We start from the raw sequence: 23,916 nt of genomic DNA, 5'->3' as shown, positions 1-23,916 counted from the left end.
ACAGACACATGAGTGGAGTGGCTATGGGTGATCGGCACGATTATGTCGCCCTGGAATGGGTGAAAGGCGAGATCGCCGAAACCCTCAAGCAGGCGCGGCAAGCCCTGGAGGCGTTCGTCGAGAACCCGCAGGACCCCACGCGCATGGGCTTCTGCCTGGCCCACGTCCACCAGGTGCGGGGCACCCTGCAGATGGTGGAGTTCTATGGCGCCGCCCTGCTCGCCGAGGAAATGGAGCAGCTCACCCAGGCGCTGATCGACCAGCGCGTGCCCAGCCAGGGCGAGGCCCTGGAAGTGCTGATGCAGGCCATCCTGCAGTTGCCGGTGTACCTCGACCGCATCCAGAGCGCCCGCCGCGACCTGCCGATGGTGGTGCTGCCGCTGCTCAACGACCTGCGCGCCGCCCGCGGCGAGAAGCTGCTCTCGGAAACCAGCCTGTTCGCCCCCGACCTGTCCGGCGGCAAGCCGCTGCTGCCCCACGACGCCCTGGCGCGCCTGCGCACCTCCGAGTTGCCGGTGCTGCTGCGCAAGCTGCGGCAGATGCTGCAGGTGGCGCTGGTCGGGGTGATCCGCAACCAGGACCTGCCGACCAACCTGGGCTACATGGCGCGGGTCTTCGCCCGCCTCGAATCGCTGTGCCGGGAGGCCCCGCTGGGCCGCCTGTGGACCATCGCCTCGGCCATGGTCGAGGGCCTGGCCAACGGCAGCATCGCCAACGGCACCACGGTGCGCAACCTGCTGCGCCAGGTCGACCGCGAGTTCAAGCGCCTGGTCGAGGAGGGCGCCGACGGCATGAACCAGGCGGCGCCCGACGAACTGGTGAAGAACCTGCTGTTCTACGTGGCCAAGGCCTCCGACCAGTCGCCCAAGGTGCGCGAGGTCAAGGACGAATACCGCCTGGACGAGGCGCTGCCCGGCGCCGCCGTGGTGGACGAGGAACGCGCCCGCCTGGCCGGCCCCGATCGCGACGCCATGCGCTCGGTGGTCGGCGCCCTGTGCGAGGAGCTGGTGCGGGTCAAGGACAGCCTCGACCTCTTCGTGCGCAGCGACCGCTCCGCGGTGGCGGACCTGCAGGCCCTGGTGACGCCGCTCAAGCAGATCGCCGACACCCTGGCGGTGCTCGGCTTCGGCCAGCCGCGCCGGGTGATCCTCGACCAGCTCGAAGTGGTCGGCGCCCTGGCCGACGGGCGCCGCGAGCCCAGCGACGCGACCCTGATGGACGTCGCCGGCGCGCTGCTCTACGTCGAGGCCACCCTGGCCGGCATGGCCGGGCCCAGCGAGGAACACGGCGACGAGGAGAGCCGCCTGCCGACCACCGACGTGGCGCAGATCCACCAGGTGGTGATCAAGGAGGCGCGCAACGGCCTGGAGCTGGCCAAGGACGCCATCATCGAGTTCATCGCCTCGCAGTGGAACCACGAGCACCTGGCGCGGGTGCCGGAGTTGCTGACCCAGGTCCGCGGTGGCCTGGAAATGATCGACCAGGGCCGCGCGGCGCGGCTGCTGGAAGCCTGCAACCGCTACATCCAGGAACAGCTGCTGGCGCGCCAGGCGGTGCCGGACTGGCACAGCCTGGACACCCTGGCCGACGCCATCACCGGCGTGGAGTACTACCTCGAACGCCTCTCCGAGGACCAGGGTAGCTCCGGCGAGCTGATCCTCGACGTCGCCGAGGAGAGCCTGGATCAGCTGGGCTACCCGCTCAAGCCGCGGCCTTCCATCCTGGATGCGCCCACGCCCGCCGCCCCGGCGGACGAGACGCTGGCGGAAATCGACCTGCTGGCGAGCAGCGCCGCCGCCGACGTGCTGGCGGAGCAGGGCGCCGTCGACGAACTGCAGGCGCCCGATGGCATAGTGCCGGAGGCCGCGCAGGCCTTCGCCGCCGAACCCGATTGGGAGCCGGCCAATGCCGGCGATCTCGCCCAAGCCGGCGACGAGCTTTCCTGGGACCTGCCGGCCACCGAGGAAGCGGCGCCGATCCGCGAGGACGTCGAGGCGCCGTTGCTGGTCTCCGACGACAACTGGACCCTGGCCGAGCCCGAGGCCCCGGCGCTCGACGATGCCGGCGTCGATTTCAGCCTCGACGCGCCGCTGGAGCAGCCCGCCGAGCCGTTGGAGCAGGGCTGGTCGCTGGACCAGGGCCTGTCCCTGGACAGCCCGGACGCGCTGAAGGCCGCCGATGCCGCGCCCGGCCTGGCGGCCGCCGGCGACTCCTGGACCCTCGACGACCTGCCGGGCCTGGAGGCCGCCGCGAGCCCCGCTGCCGCGGAAGGCGAAATCCAGTGGACGCTGGACGAAGAAACCCCCTCCGCCCCCGATACGACGTGGAGCCTGGACGAGCTGCCGGCCCTGGATGCCGGTGCCGAGCCGGAAACCAGCCTGCCGGCGTCGGCCGGCGAACTCGAATGGGACCTCTCGTTCGACGCCCCGCAACCCGGCGACGTCGCACCGAGCCTGGGCGAGTGGAGCCTGGAGCCCCTAGCCGACGAGCCACCGGCGGCCGGGGAGCTGCCCACGCTGGCGCTGGACGCCCCGCTCGATGCGCTCGAGCCGCTGGCGGAAGGGCTACCCGAGCTATCCTCCCCGGACCTCGACGAGGCCCCGGCCGTCGCCCAGCCCAGTGCCGCCGACCAGGCCTGGGAAGCCCTGGACATGGCCGCGCTGGACCTGCCCGAGGTCGAGCTGCCGACGCCGCCGGCCGAGCCCGCGGCCGAGCCGGAGGTGGCCAGGCCGCTGTCCCTGGCCGAGGTGATGGCAACCCCGGCCCAGGCGATCAACCCGCCGGCCCGCGAGGTGCCGCCCAGCCTGCTGCCGCCGCCGGCCGACGAGGAGCCGGTGGACGAGGAACTGCGCGAGGTCTTCATCGAGGAAGCCGGCGAGGTCCTGGAGACCATCAACGAATACCTGCCGCGCTGGCAGGCCGATACCGACGACCGCGAGGCGCTGACCGAGATCCGCCGCGCCTTCCACACCCTCAAGGGCAGCGGGCGCATGGTCCGGGCGCTGGTGGTCGGCGAACTGGCCTGGTCCATCGAGAACCTGCTCAACCGCGTGCTCGACCGCAGCATCGCGGCCAGCGCGCCGGTGCTGCAGGTGGTGGGCGACGTGGTGGCACTGATGCCGGCGCTGGTGGACGAGTTCGCCGCCAGCGCGCAGCGCCAGCGCGACGATGTCGACCAGCTCGCCGCCACCGCCCACGCCCTGGCCAAGGGCGAGCCGGTGCCGCCGCCGGAAGGCGGGGAAACCCCGGCGGCCGAGGCGGCGCTGGAGCCCGTGCTGGAAGCCGCGGCCCTGGACGAAGGCCTCGACCCGCAACTGCTGGAAATCTTCCGCAACGAGGCCGAGACCCACCTGGAGACCCTCGGCGGCTTCCTCGCCGACTGCGAACGCGAGTTGCCCCAGCCGGTCACCGACGACCTGCAGCGTGCCCTGCACACCCTCAAGGGCAGCGCGCACATGGCCGGCATCCTGCCGATCGCGGAAATCGCCACGCCGCTGGAGCGGCTGGTGAAGGAGTTCAAGACCAACCTGCTGCAGGTCGACCTGCGCGAGGCCGAACTGCTGCGCGAGGCAGGGCGCCTGCTCAGGGTCGGCCTGCAGCAACTGGACGCCGGCCGCCCGCTGGCGCGCATCGACGGCGGCGACGAGTTGCTGCGGCGCATCGCCCAGGTCCAGCAGGAGCGCCTGGAGGCCGCGGAGGCCAAGCGCCGCGGCGAAAGCGGCGAGAGCGCCGGTGACCCGCAGATGCTCGGCCTGTTCCTCGCCGAGGGCATGAACATCCTGCTGGACGCCGAGGACCTGCTCGGCCGCTGGCGCGAACACCCCCATGAAAGCCAGGAACTGGACGCCCTGCACGACGAGCTGGCGACCCTGGCCAAGGGCGCGCAGCAGGCCGAGCTGCCGCAGATGGCCGAGCTGTGCGAGGCGCTGCTGGCCGTCTACGGCGCGGTGCAGCAGGGCCGGCTGGCGGTGGGCGACGATTTCTTCGGCGCCGCCGAGGACGCCCACGAGGCGCTGATCGGCATGATGGACCAGGTGGCCGCCGCGTTGCAGGTCAGCGCCTGCCCGCAGCAGGTCGAGGCCCTGCACCGCCTGCTCGAAGCACCGGCCCCGGCGGCCGACGAGGCTTCCGCGCCGGCGCCGGCGGAAGTGGAAGGCGAGAGCGAATTCATCGACCTCGACCAGCTCACCGCCGACGACTTCCCGCTGGAAGACGAGGAGCTGCTGCTCGACCGTCCCACCGCCCCGGAAGACCTGCCCGAAGGCCTGCAATGGCCGGCGGCGCCGCTCGCCGGGGCGGCGGAGCCCGCGCCCGCCGAGCCGGAGGCCGTGCGCACGTCCGGCGTGGCGCCGACGCTGGACGAGGAAATGGTGGCGATCTTCCTCGAAGAGGCCGTGGACATCCTCGACAGCGCCGGCCAGGCCCTGGCCCAGTGGGCCCAGGCCCCGGACGTGGCAGCCCCGCTGTCCACCCTGCAGCGCGACCTGCACACCCTCAAGGGTGGCGCGCGCATGGCCGAGATTCGCGAGATCGGCGACCTTTCCCATGAACTGGAGTCGCTCTACGAAGGCCTGCTCGATGGCCGTTTCCAGGCCAACCCCGGCCTCCTCGGGCTGCTCCAGGCCTGCCACGACTGCCTGGCGCAACAGCTCGACCAACTGCAGGCCGGGCAGCCGCTGACCGACCCCGACGACCTGATCCAGCGCATCCGCGCCTTCCGCCAGAACCCCGAAACGGCCTTGACCGCCGCGCCGGCCGAGCACCAGCCTGAAGCCGAAGCCGAAGCCGAAGCCGAAGCCGAAGCCGAAGCCGAAGCCGAAGCCGAAGCCGAAGCCGAAGCCGAAGCCGAAGCCGAAGCCGAAGCCGAACCGCTGCTGGACGAGCCGCCGCAGCCGGTCGTGGACGGGACCGAAGCCGAGTCGGAGCCCGAACCGGAAAGCGAAAGCGCGGCGCCCGGGGCGACCGGTCCCGTGCTGGAGGAGATCGACCTCGCCACCTTCCTCCACGAGGTGGAAAGCGACCCAAGCGCCCAGGCCCTGGAACGGGCCGACGACGCCGGACCCGCGGCGAAGCCGGCGTTCGAACCGCTGGAAGTGCACGACCAGGAACTGGTGGACATCTTCCTCGAGGAAGGCTTCGACATCCTGGAAAGCGCGGCCGGCGCGCTGCAGCGCTGGATGGGCAACGTCGACAACGGCGTCGAGCTCGAGGCCCTGCAGCGTGACCTGCATACCCTCAAGGGCGGCGCGCGCATGGCCGAGATCCGCCCCATCGGCGACCTCGCCCACGAGTTGGAATACCTCTACGAAGGCCTCTGCGGCGGGCGCCTGCGCGCCAGCGACGGGCTCTTCGCGCTGCTCCAGCGCTGCCACGACCGCCTGGCGGAAATGCTCGAGGCGGTGCAGGGCCGGCGGCCGGTTCCCGAGGGCGAGTCGCTGATCGCGGCGATCCGCGACTTCCGCGCCAACCCCGACGAACAGCTGAGCATGCCCAGCAGCGTCAGCCTGCAGCCGCTGGCCTCGACCCTGCTGGGCGGCGACGAGCCGGCGGCGGACATCATCGACATCTTCCTGGAAGAAGCCGACGACCTGCTCGAAGGCATGGAGCACGCCCTGGGCCGCTGGGACGCCGATGGCGACCACGGCGCCCTCGACGAGCTGCTGCGCATCCTCCACACCCTCAAGGGCGGCGCTCGGCTGGCCGGGCAGAACGCCCTCGGCGACCTCGCCCACGACCTCGAGGAACACCTCACCGAAGCCCAGCGTCAGGGCGCGCCCTGGCCGGACAGCCTGCTGCTCGACGTGCAGTCGGGCTTCGACGGCCTGCAGAACGAAGTGGACCACCTGCGCCAGCAGGTCGGCGAGGCCGATGCCGCCGCGGAGAGCGCCGCGGCCGTCACGCCGCCGCCCGCCAGCGAGCCGGAGCCGGTCGAGGCGCCGCTGCCGGTCCTGGCCGCCGGCGCCATCATGGCCGTCGCCGAGCCGCCGCGCAGCGAGGCGCCCAAGGTGCTGCCCTTCGTCCAGCGCGCCCAGGAGGCCGCGCAGCAGGCCGCCGCGCGGCGCGCCCCGCAGGAGCTGGTGAAGGTCCCGGCGCCGCTGTTGGAGAACCTGGTCAACCTGGCCGGCGAAACCTCCATCTTCCGTGGCCGCGTCGAGCAGCAGGTGAGCGACGTCGGCTCGACCCTCACGGAGATGGACGCCACCATCGAGCGGGTGCGCGACCAGCTGCGCCGCCTCGACACCGAGACCCAGGCGCAGATTCTCTCGCGCCACCAGGCCGACGCCGAGCGCGCCGGCTACGAGGACTTCGACCCGCTGGAAATGGACCGCTACTCGCAACTGCAGCAGTTGTCCCGCGCGCTGTTCGAGTCCGCGTCCGACCTGTTCGACCTCAAGGAAACCCTGGCCGCGAAGAACCGCGACGCCGAGACCCTGCTGCTGCAGCAGGCGCGGGTGAACACCGAGCTGCAGGAAGGCCTGATGCGCACCCGCATGGTGCCCTTCGACCGCCTGGTGCCGCGCCTGCGGCGGATCGTCCGGCAGGTCGCCGGCGAACTGGGCAAGCAGGTGGAGTTCATCGTCGGCAACGCCGAAGGGGAAATGGACCGCACCGTGCTGGAGCGCATAGTCGCGCCCCTGGAGCACATGCTGCGCAACGCCGTCGACCATGGCATCGAATCCGCCGACGCGCGCCGCGCCGCCGGCAAGCCGGAGGCCGGCAGCATCCGCCTGGAGCTGGGCCGCGAGGGCGGCGACATCCTCCTCAGCCTGGCCGACGACGGTGGCGGCATCCGCCTCGACGCGGTGCGCCGCAAGGCCGTCGAGCGCGGGCTGATGGCGGCCGATGCCGAGCTTTCCGACCACGAGGTGCTGCAGTTCATCCTCGAGGCCGGCTTCAGCACCGCCGAGAAGCTCACGCAGATTTCCGGGCGCGGCGTCGGCCTGGACGTGGTCAACGCCGAGGTCAAGCAGCTCGGCGGCTCCATGAGCATCCAGTCGGAGCCGGGCAAGGGCACCCGCTTCGCCATCCGCCTGCCCTTCACCGTGTCGGTGAACCGCGCGCTCATGGTGCTTTCCGGCGAGGACCTGTACGCCGTGCCGCTGAACACCATCGAGGGCATCGTCCGCGTCTCGCCCTACGAGCTGGAGGCCCTCTACGAGGAAGGCGGCAGGCAGGGCCATGCGCCGCACTTCGAATATGCCGGCCAGGACTACGAGCTGAAGTACCTGGGCGACCTGCTGAACAACGGCCAGCAGCCCAAGCTGGTGGGCCAGTCGCTGCCGCTGCCGGTGATCCTGGTGCGCTCCGCGGAACATGCCGTGGCGGTGCAGGTGGATGCCCTGGCCGGCTCCCGCGAGATCGTGGTGAAGAGCCTGGGCGCGCAGTTCGCCGGGGTCAGCGGCATTTCCGGCGCGACCATCCTCGGCGACGGCCGCGTGGTGGTGATCCTCGACCTGCTGGCGACCATCCGCGCCCGCCTGGCCAGCCTCGCCCTGCATGCCCAGCCGCGCCGCGCGCTGCCCAGCGCGCCGCAGGCGGACAGCGAGCAGCAGCGCCCGACCCTGGTCATGGTGGTGGACGACTCGGTCACCGTGCGCAAGGTCACCAGCCGCCTGCTGGAGCGCAACGGCATGAACGTGCTGACCGCCAAGGACGGTGTCGACGCCATCGCCCAGCTGCAGGAACACAAGCCCGACATCATGCTGCTGGACATCGAGATGCCGCGCATGGACGGCTTCGAGGTGGCCACCCTGGTGCGCCACGACGAACGCCTGAAGGACCTGCCGATCATCATGATCACCTCGCGTACCGGCGAGAAGCACCGCGATCGGGCCCTGGCCATCGGCGTCAACCGCTACCTGGGCAAGCCCTACCAGGAATCCGAGCTGCTCGACAGCATCCAGGCACTGGTGAATGCCCATGCCTGAGCAGAGTGGCGCAAGGATCGCGATCATCGCCGACACCTCGCTGCAGCGCCACGTGCTGCAGCAGGCCCTGGCCGGGCATGGCTACCAGGTGGTGCTCAACGCCGACCCCGGGCGCCTGGACGAGGCCCAGCTGGCCGCCTGCGAGACCGACCTGTGGCTGGTCGACCTGGCCCAGCAGGAAGACACGCCGCTGCTGGACAACCTGCTGGAACAGGCGCAGGTGCCGGTGCTGTTCGGCGAGGGCCATGCCCCCGAGCGGCTTTCCGAGCACTACCCGCGCTGGGAACGGCGCCTGGTGGGCAAGCTGCGGCGCCTGGTGGGCGACCCCAGCGCCAACGTCGGCCAGAGCCTGGAGGCGCTGCTGGGCGAGGCCCAGCGGCCCAGCCGCATCGCCCTGCCCGACGGGCTGGCGGCCTCGCCGCTGCAGGTGGGCGAGCCGGCGCGCCAGGTCTGGCTGCTGGCCGCGTCCCTGGGCGGCCCGGCGGCGGTCAAGGCGTTCCTCGATGCGCTGCCGGGCGGCCTGCCGCTGGCCTTCCTCTATGCCCAGCACATCGCCCCCTCGTTCGAGCAGAGCCTGCCGCAGGCGGTGGGGCGGCATAGCCAGTGGCGCGTCAACCTCGCCCGCGACGCCGACTGGCTGCGCTGCGGCGAAGTGGTCGTGGTGCCGGTGCAGCACGAGCTGGGTTTCGCCGACGATGGCCGGATGCGCCTGGGCCAGCGGGCCTGGCCGGAGCCCTACAGCCCGTCCATCGACCAGATGATGCTCAACCTCGCCCAGCAGTTCGGCAACCGCTGCGGGGTGATAGTCTTCAGCGGCATGTGCAGCGACGGCAGCGCCGCGGCGGCCTACGTGCGCCGCCAGGGCGCCGAGATCTGGACGCAGCGCGCGGACGGCTGCGCCTGCTCGAGCATGCCCGACAGCCTGCGCGAGGGCGGCTACAGTACCTTCTCGGCCGACCCGCGCGAGCTAGCCGCGGCGCTGGTCGAACACCTGGCCGCGCAGTGTGCGGCCACTGGAGTGGAGTCATGAGTGATCTTTCCCTGCCGCAGGAAGCCCCTGTGAACGGCACCCCGGCCAACCTCGGCGGCGACGAGGCACCCGCCAGCCTGACCGGGCTGCTGGTGCCCCTGGCCGACCGCACCCTGCTGCTGCCCAACGTGGCCGTGGCCGAACTGATCGCCTACCGTGCGCCCCAGGCGCAGCCGGGCCTGCCGGCCTGGTACCTGGGCCAGGTGGCCTGGCGCGACCTGCGCCTGCCGCTGCTGTCCTTCGAGGCGGCGTCCGGCGGCTCGGCCCAGGCCGGCCCGGGGGCGCGGGTCATCGTCCTCAACGCCCTGGGCGGCCGCCCCCACGTGAAGTTCCTGGCGTTGCTGGCCCAGGGCATCCCGCGTTCGCTCAAGGTCGGCCCCGAGCTGCCCCGCGCCGAAACCGGGCTGGCGCCGCTGGAGCTGGCGGCGGTGAGCGTCGGCGACGAACTGGTGCGCATCCCCGACCTGGTGGCGCTGGAGCAGAAGCTCGCCGATGCCGGGCTGATCTGAGGCCCGGCCATGGCGCTGCGTCACGCCTGGCTGGGCGACGGCTGCGAAGTGGCCAGCGCGGCCCTGAGCGGGCACCGCTTCGACAAGCACAGCCATGACGAATTCGTCATCAGCGCCAACCTCTGCGGCAGCGAGGACATCTGGCTGGACGGCCGTAGCCTCCAGGCCAGTGCCGGCGACATCACCCTCTACAACCCGGGGCAGATCCAGGGCGGCGGCGCCGCCGACGGCCAGCCCTGGCGCTTCGTCAGCCTCTACCTGCCGGAAGCCGTGCTGGCCGCGAGCCTCGGCCTGCAACGCCTGGCCTTCGCGCGGCCGCTGCTGGCGCACCCGCAGCTGGCGGGGGAGCTGGCCCGTGCTGTGGAGCTGGCCCTGTCCGGCGACGCCTTCCTGCGCGAGCGCGGCGAGGAGTGCCTGACCCTGGTGCTGGCCGAGCTGGCGCGGCATGCGGGGACCCGTCCTCCGGCCACGGCGGCCCTTGGCCGGCGCCCGGTGGAGCGCCTGCAGGAGCTGCTCGCCGCCAACCTCGCCGAACCCTTGAGCCTGGAGGCCATGGCGGAGCAGGTGCAGGTCTCCAGGTTCCACCTGCTGCGGGCCTTCAAGCAGCACACCGGGATGAGCCCGCGGCAGTGGGCCATGCAGCTGCGCACCCGGCGCGCCCTGGCGCTGCTGCGGGCGGGCGTCGCCGTGGGCGATACCGCCCATGCCCTGGGCTTCGCCGACCAGAGCCACCTGACCCGCCATTTCCGCAGCGCCTACGGCGTCAGCCCCGGCCGCTACCAGCGCACGCTGCGCGGCTGAAGCAGCGCAATCCGGTTCAAGTTTTTCCGCCATCGCCCGGGGAGAATGGGCGCATTCCCGCTTTCCGGAGTCCCGCCCCATGCTCGCCATCTTCCTCGCCGCCCTGCTGTTCGGCTTCGCCTTCAATGTCTCGCCGGGGGCGGTGTTCAGCGAAACCCTGCGCCGCGGCCTGACCGGCGGCTTCCGCCCGGCGCTGCTGGTACAGCTCGGCTCGCTGATCGGCGACGCGGTCTGGGCACTGCTGGGGCTGACCGGCCTGGCCCTGCTGCTGGCCCACGAACAGGTGCGCGTGCCCCTGACGCTGGCCTGCGCGGCCTACCTGGCCTGGCTCGGCATCCAGGGCCTGCGCGACGCCTGGCGCCCGCCGCTGGACGACCTGGAGGCGGCCACCAGCGCCGGCAACGCCTTCGCCTCCGGGGCGGCCATCTCGCTGTCCAACCCGAAGAACGTGGTCTACTGGGGCGCACTGGGCAGCGCCCTGGCCGGCATCGTCGAAGGCACCCCGAGCCAGTCGCAGTCGCTGGTGTTCTTTGCCGGCTTCATGCTCTCGTCGCTGATCTGGTGCTTCCTCTGCGCCGGCCTGGTGGACTGGCTGCGGCGCAACACCTCGCTGTTCTGGCACCGCGTCAGCTACGCCGGCTGCGGCGTGCTGCTGCTCGGCCTGGCCGGCCTGGCGCTGCGGGGGCTTTGAGACGTGCAGGCGCGCGCCTTGCGCGCGAATCGCGGGCAGAGTCCGCTCCTACAGGTCGCCGTGAGGCATGGCATTCCCCCTGTTTCCGCGATAGCCGGGCGTTCCGGCGCGATTCGCGGATGAGATCCGCTCCGCCGCTCCATCCCCGCGCCATTCCCCTGTAGGCGCGCGCCCTGCGCGCGAATCGCGGGCAGGGCCCGCTCCTACACGGTTCGCAACGGCGGATAAGGTTTCAGGAATGTACCGGTGGTTGCCCGGCGAGCCCTCAGAAGTCGCCCCACAGCTGCTGCGCCACGCTCAGCGCCACCACCGGCGCGGTCTCGGTGCGCAGCACCCGCGGGCCCAGGCGCGCGGCGTGGAAGCCGGCGGTCCTGGCCTGTTCCACCTCGGTGTCGCTGAGGCCGCCTTCCGGGCCGATGAGGAAGGCCAGGCTGCCCGGGCGGGCGTGGCTGGCCAGGGGCTCGGCCACCGGGTGCAGCACCAGCTTGAGGTCGGCCTCGGCGGCTTGCAGCCATTCGGCGAGGCCGACGGGTGCGTCTATCTGCGGTAGCACCGAGCGGCCGCATTGCTCGCAGGCGCTGATGGCGATCTGGCGCCAGTGGGCGGTGCGCTTGTCGGCGCGCTCGTCCTTCAGGCGTACCTCGCAGCGTTCGCTGACGATCGGGGTGATGCGCGCGGCGCCCAGCTCGGTGGCCTTCTGGATCGCCCAGTCCATGCGCTCGCCGCGCGACAGGCCCTGGCCCAGGTGCAGCCGCAGCGGCGACTCGGCCAGGCCGGCGAAGCTTTCGCGCAGCTCCACGCGCACGCTCTTCTTGCCCACTTCCACCAACTTGCCGAGGAACTCCTGGCCGGAGCCATCGAACAGTTGCACGGCATCGCCGGCGGCATGCCGCAGCACACGGCCGATGTAGTGGGCCTGGGCCTCGGGCAGCTCGTGCTGGCCGAGGGAGAGGGGGGCGTCGATGAAGAAGCGGGAAAGGCGCATAGGGGCAGCTGCAAGCGGCAAGTGGAAAGCTGCAAGCATAAAGCTTCCCGCTGCGGGGTCGAAGCTTTTGCCCTTGCTTGCAGCTTGTGGCTTGCTGCTCGCGGCTGGCGACCAGCCCTCAACCCGGATCGCGATGGTCCGGGAAACGCTGGCTGACCGCCACGCTCACCGAGCCCTTGCAGGCGATGTCGATGCCTTCGCTGGCTACTTCGGCGAGGAAGTCGATTTCCTCCGGGGTGATCACGTAGGGCGGCAGGAAGTACACCACGTTGCCCAGCGGGCGCAGCATGGCGCCGCGTTCCAGGGCGTGCTGGTAGACCTTCAGGCCGCGGCGTTCCTGCCAGGGGTAGGGCGCGCGGCTGGCCTTGTCCTGGACCATCTCGATGGCCAGGGCCATGCCGGTCTGGCGGACCTCGGCCACGTGGGGGTGGTCGGCCAGGTGCGCGGTGGCCGAGGCCATGCGCGCGGCCAGGGCCTTGTTGGCCTCGATGACGTTGTCCTGCTCGAAGATGTCCAGGGTCGCCAGGGCCGCGGTGCAGGCCAGCGGGTTGCCGGTGTAGGTGTGCGAGTGGAGGAAGGCGCGCAGGGTGGCGTAGTCGTCGTAGAAGGCCTGGTAGACCTTGTCGGTGGTGAGCACCGCGGCCATCGGCAGGTAGCCGCCGGTCAGGGCCTTGGACAGCACCAGGAAGTCCGGGGTGATGCCGGCCTGCTCGCAGGCGAACATGCTGCCGGTGCGGCCGAAGCCGACGGCGATCTCGTCGTGGATCAGGTGCACGCCGTAGCGGTCGCAGGCCTCGCGCAGCAGCCTGAGGTACACCGGGTGGTACATGCGCATGCCGCCGGCGCCCTGGATCAGCGGCTCGACGATGACCGCGGCGACTTCCCGGTGGTGCTGCTCCAGGGTGCGTTCCATGTGCTCGAACATGGCCCGGGAGTGGGCTTCCCAGCTCTCGCCCTCGGCGCGCAGGTAGCAGTCCGGGCTGGGCACCTTGAGGGTGTCCAGCAGCAGCGACTTGTAGGTCTCGGTGAACAGCGCCACGTCGCCCACCGACATCGCCGCCACGGTTTCCCCATGGTAGCTGTTGGTCAGGGTGACGAAGCGCTGCTTCGCCGGCTGGCCGCGGTTCTGCCAGTAGTGGTAGCTCATCTTCAGCGCCACCTCGATGCCCGAGGAGCCGTTGTCGGCGTAGAACACCCGCGACAGGCCTTCGGGGGTGAGGCGCACCAGGCGCTCGGACAGCTCGACCACCGGCTGGTGGGTGAAGCCGGCGAGGATCACGTGCTCCAGCTGGTCCACCTGGTCCTTGATGCGCTGGTTGATGCGCGGGTTGGCGTGGCCGAAGACGTTCACCCACCAGGAGCTGACCGCATCCAGGTAGCGCTTGCCCTCGAAGTCCTCCAGCCACACGCCCTGGCCGCGGCGGATCGGGATGACCGGCAGGCGCTCGTGGTCTTTCATCTGGGTGCAGGGGTGCCAGAGCACCTCCAGGTCGCGCTGCATCCACTCGGCGTTCAGGCCCATGGCAGGTCTCCTCTTGAAGTCGTCGGGCAAGCCTATGCAATGGGACATGGACGGACAAGGCGCGCGCCGCGACACACGGCAGGGGATGGCATCTGGCCGGCCACTGGGCGCTGGCGTATGCTGCGCGCCTTCGCACCATGTTGGGGGGATGCACGATGAAGATTCGATGGCTGCGCGCGGCTTCGCTGCTGGCGCTGGCGGCGTTCAGCGCGGTCGCGCTGGGCAAGGACAGGCAACCGACCGCGATCGTGGTCGGCGGCGGGCTGGCGGGCCTCAGCACCGCCTATGAACTGCAGCAGTCGGGCTGGCAGGTCACCCTGCTGGAGGCCAAGCCGCAGATCGGCGGGCGCTCGGGCCTGGCCACCAGCGAATGGCTGGGCAACGCCAAGGCCCAGCCGACCCTCAACGGCTACCTGGACAGCCTCAAGCTCAAGGCGGTGCCGGCGCCGGAATTCGTGCGCACCCCCAGCTACCTGATCGACGGCGTCTACTACAGCTCCGCCGACCTGAAGCAGAAGATGCCCGCCGTGGCCGCCGACCTCGAGCGCTTCGAGAAGTCGCTGAACGACCTCTCGGCGTCCATCGACGACCCGCTCGACCCGCTGGCCAACAAGACCCTGTTCGCCCTCGACCAGCTCAACGTCGCCCGCTGGCTGGACAAGCTGAACCTGTCGCCGACCGCGCGCCTGCTGGTCAACCAGCGCATCCGCTCGCACTACGACGAGCCCTCGCGCCTGTCGCTGCTGTACCTCGCCCAGCAGGGCCGGGTGTACCGCAACGTCGACGACCGCGACCTGCGCGCCGCGCGCCTGCCCGGCGGCAGCCAGGTGCTGGCCGAGGCCTTCGTCAAGCAGCTGAAGACCATCAAGACCAATGCCCGCGTCAGCGCCGTCGTGCAGGACAAGGACGGCGTCACCGTCAAGGCCGGCGCCACCGGCTACAAGGCCGACTACGCGGTGCTCGCCGTGCCGCTGCGCGCCCTCGGCCAGATCCAGCTGACCCCGGGCCTGAGCGCCAAGCAGCAGGAGGCGCTGAAGAACACCAACTACGGCTGGCGCGACCAGATCCTGCTGAAGTTCAAGCGCCCGGTGTGGGACGACAAGTCGCGCCTGTCCGGCGAGATCTACAGCGACCAGGGCCTGGGCATGATCTGGGTGGAGCCCGCGCTCAAGGGCGGCGCCAACGTGCTGATCAACCTCTCCGGCGACAACGCCCGCGTGCTGCAGGCCTTCGGCGACCGGCAGATGGTCGACCAGGTGCTGATCCGCATGAACAAGTACTACCCGAAGATGCGCGGCGCCTATTCCGGCTACGAAATGCGCCGCTACAGTACCGACGTCAGCACCGGCGGCTCCTACCTGGCCTACGGCCCGGGGCAGATCAGCCGCTTCTGGCGCGCCTGGGAGCAGCCGCTGCCGCGCGTCGCCTTCGCCGGCGAGCACACCGACGCGCTCTACCCGGGCACCATCGAGGGCGCCCTGCGCAGCGGCAAGCGCGCCGCCGCGCAGCTGCGCGACCTGGCCGACGGCAAGACCGTCAGCATCCCCGCGCCGGCCAAGGCCAGCGAAGTGCCGGCGGCACCGGCCGCGGGCGAGGGCAAGAAGAAGGGCGCCTTCTCCTGGTTCACCGACATGTTCTGAGCCGCGGCTCCGGCCGTGGAAAGGGGCGCCCGCGGGCGCCCCTTTTCTTTTGCATCGAATAATTCCCGCACCCAGGGTGTTATCCCGTAGAACGCCCCTGGAGGCTCTGGAATGGTCATTAGCCAGCGAATCTATCTTGTGAATCGATGTTTCAAAGCAGTAATTTCCACTTTTATCCGATCGTTTTGCCGCTAGTCTTGATGCTCCGGCTTTATCAGGAAACCTCTCGATGCAATGGCGTAATTCGCCCTCCCGTTACGGTCTGGTCAGTCTCTTCCTGCACTGGGGCAGCGCCCTGGTGGTCTTCGGCCTGTTCGGCCTGGGCCTGTGGATGCGCGAGCTGGACTACTACGACACCTGGTACCACCGCGCCCCGGAAATCCACAAGAGCATCGGCATCCTGCTGGCCATCGCCCTGATCGTGCGCATCGCCTGGCGTTTCCTCAGCCCGCCGCCGCCGGCCCCGGCCAACCATGGCGCGCTGACGCGCAAGGCCAGCAAGCTCGGCCACCTGGCCCTGTACGGGCTGCTGGTCGCGGTGATCGTCGCCGGCTACCTGATTTCCACCGCCGAGGGCAAACCCATCAGCGTGTTCGGCTGGTTCGACGTGCCGGCGACCCTCAGCGGGCTGCCCGAGCAGGCCGACACCGCCGGCGCCATCCACCTGTACCTGGCCTGGGCCCTGGTGGTCCTCGCCGTGCTGCACGCCCTGGCGGCGCTCAAGCACCATTTCCTCGACCGCGATGCGACCCTCACCCGCATGCTCGGCCGTTCCACGGATTGACCCCACCTCTCACCATACGGAGATCACCATGCTGAAGAAGACTTTCGCCGCCCTGGCCCTGGGTACCGCCCTGTTCAGCGCCGGCCAGGCCATGGCCGCCGACTACAAGATCGACAAGGAAGGCCAGCACGCCTTCATCGAGTTCCGCATCAAGCACCTGGGCTACAGCTGGCTGTACGGCCGCTTCGACGACTTCGACGGCGCCTTCACCTTCGACGAGAAGAACCCGGCCGCCGACAAGGTCAAGGTGACCATCAACACCAACAGCGTGAACACCAACCACGCCGAGCGTGACAAGCACCTGCGCAGCGGCGACTTCCTGAACGTCTCGAAGAACCCCACCGCGACCTTCGAGTCCACCGGTGTGAAGGCCGATGGCAAGAACGCCGAGATCAGCGGCAACCTGACCCTCAACGGCGTGACCAAGCCGGTCACCATCAAGGCCGAGCTGATCGGCCAGGGCGACGATCCGTGGGGCGGCTACCGCGCCGGCTTCCTCGGCACCACCACGCTGAAGCTGAAGGACTTCAACATCCAGCGCGACCTCGGCCCGGCTTCCCAGGAAGTCGAGCTGACGCTGTCGGTGGAGGGTGTGCGTCAATAAGACGCGGTTGCAGCGAAACGCCGGCGCAAGCCGGCGCTTTCGTTAGCGGGGCAGTTCCTGCTGGGCGTCCAGGCAGCGTTGCAGCAGCTGCGCCATGCAGCGTTGCTCGTCGGCGTCCAGTGGTGCAAAGAGGCTGTCATGGGTGCGTGCCAGAATGGCCTGTGCCTGTGCGTGAACGACCTTGCCGGCCTCGGTGAGGAACAGCTGGAAACTGCGCTGGTCCCCCGGGTTGCGCTCGCGCCGCACCAGGCCGCGGCTCTCCATCTCGCGGACCTTGCGGGTGATCAGCGCCTTGTCGCGGCACATCTGCCGGCCGACGTCCTGCAGGTTGAGGCCCTCGGCCTCGCCGATCAGTTCCAGCAGGCGGATGTCCGGCGGCGCCAGGTCGATGCCCTGGGCGTGCAGGCCCATCTGCAATTGGGTGCGCAGATGCTCGAAGAGCGCCATCAGGTTCTGTGGCAGGTCGGGGTTCACGGGGCGGGTCATGGCCTGGACGGGGTAAACGGAATGTAAAGCCGATTGATCGGCCGATTCATTTTCCTTATTTTAGTTGACGCTATCAACTTTATAACAAGCCGCTCACGCCTGACCGGAGACAGCAGGAAACTATCAGCCATCGGCTAAAACGTTTCAGTGCTTTTCTGACAGATCTTTCGGACGTTTACAAACAAACCTGAATGTAAGTATTTTGCCAGCCTTTCCGGCCCGGCTGCCTGCCGTGGTGCCGGATGCTTTCGCTTACGAGGACAACGATATGCAACGAACGCCAGCCAAGCGCGCCCTGGCCTGCGCCCTGCTCGTCGCCATGGCGACCCTTGCCGCCTGCGGCAAGAACGAGGCCCCGCAGCAGGCGCAGATCCCGGAGGTCGGGGTGGTGACCCTGCAGGCCCAGACGGTGCCGCTGAGCACCGAGCTGCCCGGTCGCACCACGGCGTTCCGCGTGGCCGAGGTACGTCCGCAGGTCAACGGCATCATTCTCAAGCGCCTCTTCAAGGAAGGCAGCGACGTCAAGGAAGGCCAGCAGCTGTACCAGATCGACCCGGCCACCTACGAAGCCACCTACCAGAGCGCCAAGGCCAACCTGATGTCCACCCAGCAGCAGGCCGAGCGCTACAAGCTGCTGGTGGCCGACGAGGCGGTGAGCAAGCAGCAGTACGCCGATGCCCAGGCTGCCGCGCTGCAGGCCAAGGCCGCGGTGGACCAGGCGCAGATCAACCTGCGCTACACCAAGGTGCTGTCGCCCATCTCCGGGCGCATCGGCCGCTCGGCGGTGACCGAGGGCGCGCTGGTGACCAACGGCCAGGCCACCGCGATGGCCACCGTGCAGCAGCTCGACCCCATCTACGTCGACGTCACCCAGCCGTCCACCGCGCTGCTGCGCCTGCGCCGCGAGCTGGCCGCCGGCAACCTGCAGAAGGCCGGCGACAACGCCGCCAAGGTCAAGCTGTTCCTCGAGGACGGTTCGGCCTACCCGCTGGAAGGCAAGCTGGAGTTCTCCGAGGTCTCGGTGGACCAGGGCACCGGCTCGGTGACCGTCCGCGCCGTGTTCCCCAACCCCAGGCATGAGCTGCTGCCGGGCATGTTCGTGCATGCCGTGCTGCAGGAAGGGGTGAAGGACAAGGCCATCCTCGCGCCCCAGCAGGGCGTCACCCGCGACCTGCGCGGCCAGCCCACCGCCCTGGTGCTGGGCGCCGACGACAAGGTCGAGCTGCGCAACATCAAGACCGACCGCACCGTGGGCGCCTACTGGCTGGTCACCGAGGGCCTCAAGCCCGGCGACCGCCTGATCACCGAGGGCCTGCAGTACGTCCAGCCCGGCGCCCAGGCCAAGGCCGTGCCGGCGAAGAACGTCGCCCCCGCGCCCGAGGCCGGCACGTCCGCCGCCTCGGACAGCCAGGGTTAACCAAGGGGTTTCGCAATGTCGAAGTTTTTCATTGACCGGCCTATCTTCGCCTGGGTTATAGCCCTGGTGATCATGCTGGCGGGCGGGTTGTCGATCCTCTCGCTGCCGGTGAACCAGTACCCGGCCATCGCCCCGCCGGCGATCGCCATCCAGGTGAGCTACCCGGGCGCCTCCGCGGAAACCGTGCAGGACACGGTGGTCCAGGTGATCGAGCAGCAGATGAACGGTCTCGACCATCTGCGCTACATCTCCTCGGAGAGCAACGCCGACGGCAGCATGACCATCACCGTGACCTTCGACCAGGGCGCCAGCCCGGACATCGCCCAGGTCCAGGTGCAGAACAAGCTGCAGCTGGCCACGCCGCTGTTGCCGCAGGAAGTGCAGCAGCAGGGCATCCGCGTGACCAAGGCGGTGAAGAACTTCCTGATGGTCGTCGGCATCGTCTCCGAAGACGGCAGCATGACCAAGGAAGACCTGTCGAACTACATCGTCTCCAACATCCAGGACCCGCTGTCGCGGACCGCGGGCGTGGGCGACTTCCAGGTGTTCGGTTCGCAGTACGCCATGCGCATCTGGCTGGACCCGGCCAAGCTCAACAGCTACCAGCTGACGCCCAACGACATCGTCACCGCGGTGCAGGCGCAGAACGTGCAGATCTCCTCCGGCCAGTTGGGCGGCTTGCCCGCGTTGCCGGGGCAGCAGCTCAACGCGACCATCATCGGCAAGACCCGCCTGCAGACCGCCGAGCAGTTCGGCGACATCCTGCTCAAGGTCAACACCGACGGCTCCCAGGTGCGCCTGAAGGACGTCGCCCGTGTGGCGCTCGGCGGCCAGGACTACAGCATCAACGCGCAGTTCAACGGCAAGCCGGCCTCGGGTATCGCCATCAAGCTGGCCACCGGCGCCAACGCGCTGGACACCGCCAAGGCGATCCGCGCCACCATCGGCCGCCTGCAGGAGTTCATGCCCGAGGGCATGAAGGTGGTCTACCCGTACGACACCACCCCGGTGGTCTCCGCTTCCATCCATGAAGTGGTCAAGACCCTGGGCGAGGCGATCCTCCTCGTGTTCCTGGTGATGTACCTGTTCCTGCAGAACTTCCGCGCCACGCTGATCCCGACCATCGCCGTACCGGTGGTGCTGCTGGGTACCTTTGGCGTGCTGGCGGCGTTCGGCTTCTCGATCAACACCCTGACCATGTTCGGCATGGTATTGGCCATCGGCCTGCTGGTGGACGACGCCATCGTGGTGGTGGAGAACGTCGAACGGGTGATGGCCGAGGAAGGCCTGCCGCCCAAGGAAGCGGCGCGCAAGTCCATGGGGCAGATCCAGGGCGCGCTGGTGGGCATCGCCATGGTGCTCTCCGCGGTGTTCCTGCCGATGGCCTTCTTCGGCGGCTCCACCGGGGTGATCTACCGGCAGTTCTCCATCACCATCGTCTCGGCCATGGCCCTGTCGGTGCTGGTGGCGCTGATCCTCACCCCGGCGCTGTGCGCCACCATGCTCAAGCCCATCGCCAAGGGCGACCACGGCGAGCACAAGCGCGGCTTCTTCGGCTGGTTCAACCGCAAGTTCATCGACACCACCCACGGCTACGAGCGCGGCGTCACCTCGATCCTCAAGCACCGCTCGCCGTACCTGCTGCTGTACGTGGTGATCGTCATCGGCATGGCCTGGCTGTTCACCCGCATCCCCACTGCCTTCCTCCCCGACGAGGACCAGGGCGTGCTCTTCGCCCAGGTGCAGACGCCGCCGGGTTCCTCCGCCGAGCGTACGCAGAAGGTGGTCGACCACATGCGCGAGTACCTGCTGGACAAGGAAGGCCAGGCGGTCAACTCGGTGTTCACCGTCACCGGTTTCAACTTCGCCGGCCGCGGCCAGAGCTCGGGCATGGCCTTCATCATGATGAAGCCCTGGGAAGAGCGCCCGGGCTCGGAGAACAGCGTGTTCGCCGTGGCCGACCGCGCCCAGCACTACTTCTTCAGCATCAAGGACGCGATGGTCTTCGCCTTCGCCCCGCCGGCGGTGCTGGAGCTGGGCAACGCCACCGGCTTCGACATCTACCTGCAGGACCAGGCCGGCGTCGGCCACGAGGCGCTGATGCAGGCGCGCAACAAGTTCCTCCAGCTCGCCGCGCAGAACCCCGTGCTGCAGCGCGTGCGCCCCAACGGCCTGAACGACGAGCCGCAGTACCAGCTGCTGATCGACGACGAGAAGGCCAGCGCGCTGGGCGTTTCGCTGGCGGACATCAACAGCACCATTTCCATCGCCTGGGGTTCGAAGTACATCAACGACTTCATCGACCGCGGCCGGGTGAAGAAGGTGTACGCCCAGGGCGAGCCCGGGGCGCGCATGAGCCCGGAAGACCTGGCCAAGTGGTACGTACGCAACGCCAGTGGCGAGATGGTGCCCTTCACCGCCTTCGCCACCGGCAAGTGGACCTACGGCTCGCCGAAGCTGGCGCGCTACAACGGCGTGCCGGCCATGGAAATCCTCGGTGAGCCGGCCCCCGGCCGCAGTACCGGCGAGGCCATGGCGGCGGTGGAAGAGATCGTCCAGCAACTGCCCAAGGGCATCGGCTACTCCTGGACCGGCCTGTCCTACGAGGAACGCCTGGCCGGCTCGCAGACCACCTCGCTGTTCGTGCTCTCGGCCATCGTGGTGTTCCTCTGCCTGGCGGCGCTGTACGAGAGCTGGTCGATCCCGTTCTCGGTGATGCTGGTGGTGCCCCTGGGGATCATCGGCGCGCTGCTGGCCACCTCGATGCGCGGGCTGTCCAACGACGTGTTCTTCAAGGTCGGCCTGCTCACCACCATCGGCCTGTCGGCGAAGAACGCCATCCTCATCGTGGAGTTCGCCAAGGAACTGCACGAGCGCGAGGGCAAGCACATCGTCGACGCGGCCATCGAGGCCTGCCGCATGCGTCTGCGCCCGATCGTCATGACCTCGCTGGCGTTCATCCTCGGCGTGGTGCCGCTGGCGATCTCCAGCGGCGCCGGCTCCGGCAGCCAGCACGCCATCGGTACCGGGGTGATCGGCGGCATGGTCACCGCGACCGTGCTGGCGATCTTCTGGGTGCCGTTGTTCTACGTGGTGGTCAGTACCCTGTTCAAGGACAAGGCGTCCAAGCAACAGGCGACCACCGAGAAGGGGCATTGATATGAGAAAGTCCTTACTCAGCCTGGCCCTGGCGACCGCCGCGCTGTCCGGCTGCTCGCTGATCCCGGACTACCAGCGCCCCGAGGCGCCGGTAGCCCAGGCCTACCCCCAGGGCCCGGCCTATGCCGGCGCCCAGGGCGGCGGCGCGAGCGCCGCCGCCGACCTCGACTGGCAGAGCTTCTTCAGCGACCCGCAGCTGCGTCGCCTGGTCGAAGTGGCCCTGGACAACAACCGCGACCTGCGCGTCGCCGCGCTGAACGTCGAGGCCTACCAGGCGCAGTACCGCATCCAGCGCGCCGAGCTGTTCCCGGCGGTGAGCGCCGACGTGAGCGGCTCGCGCCAGCGCCTGCCGGAGCGGGTGTCGACCACCGGCAACGACATGATCAGCAGCCAGTACGGCGCCACCCTGGGCGTCACCGCCTGGGAAGTGGACCTGTTCGGCCGCCTGCGCAGCCTGCGCGACCAGGCCCTGGAGCAGTACCTGGCCACCGAGGAAGCGCGCCGCAGCACCCAGACCGCGCTGGTGGCCAACGTCGCCAACGCCTACCTGACGCTGCGCGCCGACCAGGCCCAGCTGCAGCTGACCCGCGACACCCTGGCCACCTACCAGAAGACCTACGACCTGACCAAGCGCAGCAACGAGGTCGGCGTGGCCTCGGCCCTGGACCTGCGCCAGGCGCAGACCTCGGTGGAAAGCGCGCGGGCGACCCTGGCGCAGTACACCCGCCTGGTGGCCCAGGACCAGAACGCCCTGACCCTGCTGCTGGGCAGCGGCGTGCCGGCCGACCTGCCGCAGGGCATGGACCTGGAGCAGCAGGTGCTGGCCCAGGTGCCGGCCGGGCTGCCCTCGGACCTGCTGCAGCGGCGCCCGGACGTGCTCGAGGCCGAGCACCAGCTCAAGGCGGCCAACGCCAACATAGGCGCGGCGCGCGCCGCGTTCTTCCCGAGCATCAGCCTGACCGCCAACGCCGGCAGCCTGAGCCCGGACCTGTCCGGCCTGTTCGACGCGGGTTCCGGCACCTGGCTGTTCAAGCCGTCCATCAGCCTGCCGATCTTCAACGCCGGCAGCCTGAAGGCCAGCCTGGACCTGGCCAAGGTGCAGAAGAACATCTACGTCGCGCAGTACGAGAAGGCCATCCAGACCGCCTTCTCGGAAGTCGCCGACGGCCTGGCCGCACGGGGCACCTACGGCGACCAGCTGACCGCCCAGCGGGCCCTGGTCAAGGCCAGCGAGGACTACTACCGCCTGGCCGAGAAGCGCTACCGCACTGGCGTGGACAACTACCTGACCCTGCTCGACGCCCAGCGCTCGCTGTTCAGCGCCCAGCAGCAGCTGATCACCGACCGCCTGAACCAGCTCACCAGCGAGGTGAACCTGTACAAGGCGCTCGGCGGCGGCTGGCAGGAAAGCACCGCGCAGAAGCAGTCGAAGCCGCAGCCCAAGGGCTGAGGCCACGGCCAAACGAAAACGCCGCCCCTCGGGGCGGCGTTTTCGTTTTTGTAGGCGCGGGTAGGGGAATGGCGTAGGGCAATGAAATGGACTCCTCCCTCCTACGGCATCTAGGTGCCAGACTGATGTGTTGGCAACAGTCCCGGAGGGGGAGTCACGATGAACATTAAACGCATTGGCTTGGATCTGGCAAAACAAGTCTTCCAGGTGCACGCGGTCGACAGCCATGAACAGGTGGTGTGCCGTCGCCAGCTCAAGCGCGACAAGGTCCAGGATTTCTTCCGCCAGTTGGCGCCATGCCTGGTGGCGATGGAGGCCTGTGGCAGTGCGCACTACTGGGCGCGCGAACTGCGCCAGCTGGGACACGAGGTCCGTCTGATCGCCCCGCAGTTCGTCAAACCCTACGTCAAGGGCGACAAGCACGATGCCCACGACGCCGAAGCGATCTGTGAGGCGGCCAGCCGCCCGAGCATGCGTTTCGTGCCGGTGAAGAATCCGGAGCAGCAAGCCATTCAGGCGGTGCACCGCATCCGTAGCCGTCTGGTCCGTGCGCGCACGGCCCTGGTCAACGAGATCCATGGCTTGCTTGCCGAGTTCGGCCTGGTGACCAGCCGCCGTGGGCGGGCAGCGGCGGCTGAGCTACTGGAAGCCGTCATCAAGGGAGAGCACGGCCGACTGCCAGCGCCGATGGGCAGGCTACTGGTGGGGTTGAAAAAAGAGTGGCAGGGGCTGGATACGCGCATCGATCAACTGAATGACGCCATTCAGGAGCATGTGCGCAGCGATGCCCGTATCCAGCGCCTGCTGGAGTTGGAGGGTGTGGGCCCGATCACCGCCAGTGCGCTGGTGGCGTCGGCAGGCGATGCGCGGCAGTTCCGCTCGGGGCGACAGTTCGCCGCCTGGCTGGGCC

Annotated in this window: 15 protein-coding genes; 12 read left to right on the top strand and 3 right to left on the bottom strand. The window is 69.4% G+C overall.

What is annotated here, in order from left to right; all coding sequences use genetic code 11:
• The first annotated feature begins 23 nt into the window (after positions 1–23).
• The 5 genes from CHC02_RS07875 to CHC02_RS07855 all read left to right on the top strand — a co-directional run bounded on the left by CHC02_RS07875 (position 24) and on the right by CHC02_RS07855 (position 10,959).
• Positions 24–7,928, top strand: coding sequence for a hybrid sensor histidine kinase/response regulator (locus tag CHC02_RS07875; RefSeq protein ID WP_089390936.1), 7,905 nt, complete (start codon positions 24–26; stop codon positions 7,926–7,928).
• Positions 7,921–8,958: a chemotaxis protein CheB gene (locus CHC02_RS07870; protein WP_089391089.1), complete on the top strand. Its 1,038-nt coding sequence runs from the start codon at positions 7,921–7,923 to the stop codon at positions 8,956–8,958. The genes CHC02_RS07875 and CHC02_RS07870 overlap by 8 nt, the downstream gene beginning before the upstream one ends.
• Positions 8,955–9,467, top strand: a complete 513-nt coding sequence (locus CHC02_RS07865; protein ID WP_244160944.1) for a chemotaxis protein CheW — start codon at positions 8,955–8,957, stop codon at positions 9,465–9,467. The genes CHC02_RS07870 and CHC02_RS07865 overlap by 4 nt, the downstream gene beginning before the upstream one ends.
• 9 nt (positions 9,468–9,476) lie before the next feature.
• Positions 9,477–10,268 (top strand): helix-turn-helix transcriptional regulator, encoded by a 792-nt coding sequence (locus tag CHC02_RS07860; RefSeq protein WP_089390934.1) that lies wholly within the window; start codon positions 9,477–9,479, stop codon positions 10,266–10,268.
• 79 nt (positions 10,269–10,347) lie between these two features.
• Positions 10,348–10,959 (top strand): LysE family translocator, encoded by a 612-nt coding sequence (locus CHC02_RS07855; protein WP_089390933.1) that lies wholly within the window; start codon positions 10,348–10,350, stop codon positions 10,957–10,959.
• A 265-nt stretch (positions 10,960–11,224) separates the two neighbouring features.
• On the opposite strand, the gene CHC02_RS07850 is transcribed toward CHC02_RS07855, so the two are convergent.
• Entirely contained in the window at positions 11,225–11,944 is a 720-nt protein-coding gene (locus CHC02_RS07850) for a 16S rRNA (uracil(1498)-N(3))-methyltransferase (RefSeq protein WP_089390932.1), read from the bottom strand.
• Positions 11,945–12,062: 118 nt separating this feature from the next.
• Positions 12,063–13,466 carry an adenosylmethionine--8-amino-7-oxononanoate transaminase gene (locus CHC02_RS07845; RefSeq protein WP_089390931.1) on the bottom strand — a complete coding sequence of 468 codons (1,404 nt, stop codon included), beginning with the start codon at positions 13,464–13,466 and terminating at the stop codon, positions 12,063–12,065.
• 155 nt (positions 13,467–13,621) lie between these two features.
• Between CHC02_RS07845 and CHC02_RS07840 the strand changes: the two genes are divergently transcribed.
• The 3 genes from CHC02_RS07840 to CHC02_RS07830 all read left to right on the top strand — a co-directional run bounded on the left by CHC02_RS07840 (position 13,622) and on the right by CHC02_RS07830 (position 16,494).
• The gene (locus CHC02_RS07840) at positions 13,622–15,106 is read left to right on the top strand and encodes a flavin monoamine oxidase family protein (protein ID WP_089390930.1); all 1,485 of its coding nucleotides are present in this window, start codon (positions 13,622–13,624) and stop codon (positions 15,104–15,106) included.
• Between the two features lie 229 nt (positions 15,107–15,335).
• Positions 15,336–15,890 carry a cytochrome b gene (locus CHC02_RS07835; protein ID WP_089390929.1) on the top strand — a complete coding sequence of 185 codons (555 nt, stop codon included), beginning with the start codon at positions 15,336–15,338 and terminating at the stop codon, positions 15,888–15,890.
• Positions 15,891–15,918: 28 nt separating this feature from the next.
• Positions 15,919–16,494, top strand: a complete 576-nt coding sequence (locus tag CHC02_RS07830; RefSeq protein WP_089390928.1) for a YceI family protein — start codon at positions 15,919–15,921, stop codon at positions 16,492–16,494.
• A gap of 42 nt (positions 16,495–16,536) precedes the next feature.
• Here CHC02_RS07830 and CHC02_RS07825 read toward each other — a convergent pair whose 3' ends face one another.
• Complete coding sequence (locus CHC02_RS07825; protein WP_089390927.1) at positions 16,537–16,980, bottom strand: MarR family transcriptional regulator; 444 nt, start codon at positions 16,978–16,980, stop codon at positions 16,537–16,539.
• A gap of 268 nt (positions 16,981–17,248) precedes the next feature.
• On the opposite strand from CHC02_RS07825, the gene mexA reads away from it, so the two are divergent.
• From mexA to CHC02_RS07805, 4 genes are all read left to right on the top strand, one after another.
• A complete protein-coding gene (mexA, locus tag CHC02_RS07820; RefSeq protein WP_089390926.1) occupies positions 17,249–18,397 on the top strand; it encodes a multidrug efflux RND transporter periplasmic adaptor subunit MexA in 1,149 nt (382 codons plus the stop codon).
• Between the two features lie 15 nt (positions 18,398–18,412).
• Complete coding sequence (locus CHC02_RS07815; protein ID WP_089390925.1) at positions 18,413–21,556, top strand: efflux RND transporter permease subunit; 3,144 nt, start codon at positions 18,413–18,415, stop codon at positions 21,554–21,556.
• A gap of 1 nt (position 21,557) precedes the next feature.
• On the top strand, positions 21,558–23,006 hold the full coding sequence (locus CHC02_RS07810) for an AdeC/AdeK/OprM family multidrug efflux complex outer membrane factor (protein ID WP_089390924.1): 1,449 nt from the start codon (positions 21,558–21,560) through the stop codon (positions 23,004–23,006).
• A gap of 159 nt (positions 23,007–23,165) precedes the next feature.
• Positions 23,166–23,916, top strand: a 751-nt coding sequence (locus CHC02_RS07805) for an IS110 family RNA-guided transposase (protein WP_089390923.1), incomplete at its 3' end; no start/stop codon positions are given.

The organism is Pseudomonas delhiensis (genome assembly GCF_900187975.1).
Classification (GTDB): domain Bacteria; phylum Pseudomonadota; class Gammaproteobacteria; order Pseudomonadales; family Pseudomonadaceae; genus Pseudomonas; species Pseudomonas delhiensis.
This window is presented reverse-complemented; position numbering and strand designations above follow the sequence as displayed.

Bases quoted from the DNA above. Each gene is read 5' to 3' on its own strand.
- CHC02_RS07875 (WP_089390936.1), top strand. From the start codon at position 24: ATGGGTGATCGGCACGATTATGTCGCCCTGGAATGGGTGAAAGGCGAG.
- CHC02_RS07870 (WP_089391089.1), top strand. From the start codon at position 7,921: ATGCCTGAGCAGAGTGGCGCAAGGATCGCGATCATCGCCGACACCTCG.
- CHC02_RS07865 (WP_244160944.1), top strand. From the start codon at position 8,955: ATGAGTGATCTTTCCCTGCCGCAGGAAGCCCCTGTGAACGGCACCCCG.
- CHC02_RS07860 (WP_089390934.1), top strand. From the start codon at position 9,477: ATGGCGCTGCGTCACGCCTGGCTGGGCGACGGCTGCGAAGTGGCCAGC.
- CHC02_RS07855 (WP_089390933.1), top strand. From the start codon at position 10,348: ATGCTCGCCATCTTCCTCGCCGCCCTGCTGTTCGGCTTCGCCTTCAAT.
- CHC02_RS07850 (WP_089390932.1), bottom strand. From the start codon at position 11,944: ATGCGCCTTTCCCGCTTCTTCATCGACGCCCCCCTCTCCCTCGGCCAG.
- CHC02_RS07845 (WP_089390931.1), bottom strand. From the start codon at position 13,466: ATGGGCCTGAACGCCGAGTGGATGCAGCGCGACCTGGAGGTGCTCTGG.
- CHC02_RS07840 (WP_089390930.1), top strand. From the start codon at position 13,622: ATGAAGATTCGATGGCTGCGCGCGGCTTCGCTGCTGGCGCTGGCGGCG.
- CHC02_RS07835 (WP_089390929.1), top strand. From the start codon at position 15,336: ATGCAATGGCGTAATTCGCCCTCCCGTTACGGTCTGGTCAGTCTCTTC.
- CHC02_RS07830 (WP_089390928.1), top strand. From the start codon at position 15,919: ATGCTGAAGAAGACTTTCGCCGCCCTGGCCCTGGGTACCGCCCTGTTC.
- CHC02_RS07825 (WP_089390927.1), bottom strand. From the start codon at position 16,980: ATGACCCGCCCCGTGAACCCCGACCTGCCACAGAACCTGATGGCGCTC.
- mexA (WP_089390926.1), top strand. From the start codon at position 17,249: ATGCAACGAACGCCAGCCAAGCGCGCCCTGGCCTGCGCCCTGCTCGTC.
- CHC02_RS07815 (WP_089390925.1), top strand. From the start codon at position 18,413: ATGTCGAAGTTTTTCATTGACCGGCCTATCTTCGCCTGGGTTATAGCC.
- CHC02_RS07810 (WP_089390924.1), top strand. From the start codon at position 21,558: ATGAGAAAGTCCTTACTCAGCCTGGCCCTGGCGACCGCCGCGCTGTCC.